3 protein-coding genes and 1 pseudogene are annotated in these 3,219 nt (G+C 70.5%); 2 read left to right on the top strand and 2 right to left on the bottom strand.

Features of this window, described 5'->3' with window-relative positions; translation table 11 throughout:
* Positions 1 to 403 (top strand): annotated as a pseudogene (locus tag G6021_RS07550) (N-acetyl-1-D-myo-inositol-2-amino-2-deoxy-alpha-D-glucopyranoside deacetylase); the annotation flags it as partial.
* Positions 400 to 801, top strand: coding sequence for a hypothetical protein (locus G6021_RS07555; RefSeq protein WP_179525602.1), 402 nt, complete (start codon positions 400 to 402; stop codon positions 799 to 801). The pseudogene G6021_RS07550 and the gene G6021_RS07555, both read left to right, overlap by 4 nt.
* On the opposite strand, the gene G6021_RS07560 is transcribed toward G6021_RS07555, so the two are convergent.
* Complete coding sequence (locus tag G6021_RS07560) at positions 772 to 2,463, bottom strand: PH domain-containing protein (protein WP_182640988.1); 1,692 nt, start codon at positions 2,461 to 2,463, stop codon at positions 772 to 774. The two genes, G6021_RS07555 and G6021_RS07560, sit on opposite strands and share 30 nt — an antisense overlap.
* Positions 2,460 to 3,104, bottom strand: coding sequence for a PH domain-containing protein (locus G6021_RS07565; protein WP_179525600.1), 645 nt, complete (start codon positions 3,102 to 3,104; stop codon positions 2,460 to 2,462). The genes G6021_RS07560 and G6021_RS07565 overlap by 4 nt, the downstream gene beginning before the upstream one ends.
* Positions 3,105 to 3,219 lie beyond the last annotated feature (115 nt).

The raw sequence follows: 3,219 nt of genomic DNA on the forward strand, positions 1-3,219 counted from the left end.
TCTCGACGAGGCCGGCCACCGGCCCCGGCGGATGGCGTGGACGGTGACCGCCCGGTCGGACGTCTCGCGACGGCACCCCGCGCCACCCGGCCACCTGCGGCACGCGGGGGAGTCCGAGCTTCCCTCGGTGCCGGACTCCCGACTCACCCACCGGGTGCCGCTCGACGACGCGACCTATGCGGCCAAGTTGGAGGCACTGACCGGGCACGCGACCCAGCTGGAACTGGTGCCCGGCACGGACGACGATCCGTGGTTCCTCGCACTGACCAACGGGGTGCTGCAGCCGGTCTCGGAGGTCGAGTGGTACATCGCCCACGACCTCGTCGACCCCGACGGCCCCTACGTCAAGTGCCCGCCCGGCACCGCACACCTTCTCGACGGGCTCGTGGGGGAGTCCCGGTGACCGGCCGGACCGCCGTCGCGCGCACCACCTCGGCCGTGGAGCTCGGCGTGGCGCTGCTGATGCTCGCGGTGGGGGCCGCGACCAGCTGTGTCCTCACCGTCGCCTGGTTGACCGCGTATGTCGGCCCGGTCCCCGCCCCGTTCACCATCCTGGTGGCCGGCGTGTGGTCGCTGTTCCTGGTGCGGGTGGCCTCCGCCTGGTCCGAACGCGCGATCGTGGCCGTGTTCCCGGCCCTGATCTGGATCCTCACCCTGGTGGCGCTCAACCTGGGTCCCGGCGGGGACATGCCGGTCCCGATCGGGTTGCGGGGCCTGGCGCTGCTGCTGGTGGGCGGTCTCATCCCGCTGTGGGTCGCGACCCTGGGTCGATCACTGCGCCCGGATACCCATCGAGGGTGAGGAACGCATGTCGGGGTCACCCTCGTGGTTCCAGACGTCCGTGATCCCCGGGGTCAGCGCCTCGGCCAGAGCCCACGCCTCGTCGGCGTCCATGTCCATCACCGAGTAGACGCCGTTGCCCGCCGGGGTGGCCGCGGAGACGGTGGCGACCCCGGCCGAGCGCTGGAACACCGACTGGGTCACCGTCCATCCGATGATCCCGTCCGCCTCGAGGACCGTCCGCTTGGCGGTCCACGACCCGTGCGAGGTCACCAGCATGTCGGGCAGCAGTGCGTGGCCGAGCATCCTGATCCGGTCGACCGACAACGCGAGGAAGAACACGAGGGCCGCCGGGATCGCCCACCGCACCCAGATCTCGGCCGAGGGACCGGAGTCGATCCGGACCAGGACGATGAGACCGGCCACGATCCAGAACGGCATGAGTCCGCGGGTGATCCGCCGCCGGGCGGCCTTCCACGGGTGACGTCGCAGAGGCACGGTGACGGGGGTCGGGTCACCGAGGATGCGGATCGCCACCCGGCGGACGTCCTTGATGGGTGCCTGCGGCAGCAGGGTCGACGCGGCGGCACCCTTCTTGGTCCCCGTCATGATGGGCTCGAGCCGGCCGCCGCCCAGGAGCCGGAGGTACACGGGCAGACGGATCTCGACCCCGCGGAGCCTGGCCTTGTCCAACGCCTGGTGCTTGCGGCGCAGGATGCCGTTCTGGACGTAGAGCAACTGCCCACGGTCGGTGAGTGCGTACTTCCCGTAGCGGATCGCGTAGGTGATGATCGCCAGGACGCCGGCCACCATCCAGATCGCGACGGCCTCGCCGACCAGCGTCCACGGTTGTCCGAGGGAATCGAGCCACGAGACGGCCGCCTCGACCACCGCGAGGTCCATGACGCGGTCGTGCATGTCGCCCATCTGCCAGGTGATGAGCCACAGTGACAGGAGCACGCCGAACCCGATGAAGGAGAACGGCGCGAACCTTGCCCACGTGACGCGCCACTGGGAGATGTCCTCACCGTACTTCGACCCCCACTGCTCCTCGTCCTCCTCGCTGAGCGTCGGGTCCAGGGCACGCCGGTGCTTGAGCAACTCGTCGCGCAGCGGCTCGACCTGGGCCGTGTCGATGGCGTTGAGCCGGAACCGCTCGGCGTCCGACTTCCCGGAGTCCGCGCGGCCGGTGCCGACCTCGACGATCGACACCCGCATGACCCGGTGGAACAGATCCGATTCGGTGTCCACGCTGCGGATCCGCTGGCGCGACACCGTGACCACGTTGCGGCTGAAGAAGCCCTTCCTCAGGATGATGTGGGTCCGGCCGACCTGATAGCTCGTGGACAGCCACCGCAGCAGACTGCCGAGGACGATCAGTGAGATGACGCCGATCTCGAACCAGTAGTTGTTGCGGTTCGAGCCCAGCCACAGGGAGATGAGGAACAGCGGGAGCAACCGGGTGAGCATCCCCAGGGGATCCACCAGCAGCATCCGCCAGGACAACCGCTCCCACGGGACCTCCGGGTCGACCTGTCCGGCCTCGTCGGTCCGATCGACCGCGGTGTCCTCCTCCGTCGGGTCGGAACCCGGGGCCCGTGCGGTGTCGACGGAGGAGCCGGCCTCGTCGTCGTCGTCGTCCGGACCCGCCGTCACCCCGGTCGCGGCGCCCGGTCCGCTCACGTCCCGTCCTCCGAGTCCAGGTTGGCGATGGCGATGAGGTGCTGGGCCAGGGCCTCGGCATCAGCGAGGGTCAGCCCCCTGATCTCGACCGTGCCCTGCGCGGAGGCGGTGGAGGCGTGGACCGTGGCCAGGCCGAACCAGCGCTCGAACAGGTTGCGGGTGGTGTACACCGTCTGGAGGCGGGCCAGCGGGGCGATCCGGAACTGGGTGGTCCACCAGCCCTTGCGCGAGCACACCGCGGTGTCCGAGACGTCCCAGCGGGCCACGATGTAGCGCCACCACGGCGCCACCACGATCGACATGAACGCGAACGGGACGGTCGCGGCCAGCGCGACCCAGTTCCAGAACCCCATCACGTTGTCGCCCCAGAAGTACCACCCGACCTGCAGGGCGGCGAGGATCGCCCACGACCAGATCCCCTCGATCACCCACAACACCGGCGTGCGGGGGGAGATCCGGTGACGCGGAGCCGTGACGAGCACCCGGTTGGACGTCAGCAGACCCTCCCCGGAGTCGGGGACGTCCTCGGTGGCGGTCGCCGGAGCCGGCTCGCGCAGGGCGTGGGCGCCACCGGCGCCACGGGGGGGTGCGGACACCAGGGGATCGCCGTTGCTGCGCAGGGGACGGGCGGGATCGGGCATGCCGCCCAGACTAATGCGCGGTCCCGTTCCGCACGCCCGTGACCTCCCACGCAGCACCGGCCCTCCACCTCCCGGCCCCGGTGGGGCATCATCACGGACATGGATCTCGCCCTGA

This window comes from Dietzia sp. CW19 (genome assembly GCF_014145265.1).
In the GTDB taxonomy this organism is placed as follows: domain Bacteria; phylum Actinomycetota; class Actinomycetes; order Mycobacteriales; family Mycobacteriaceae; genus Dietzia; species Dietzia natronolimnaea.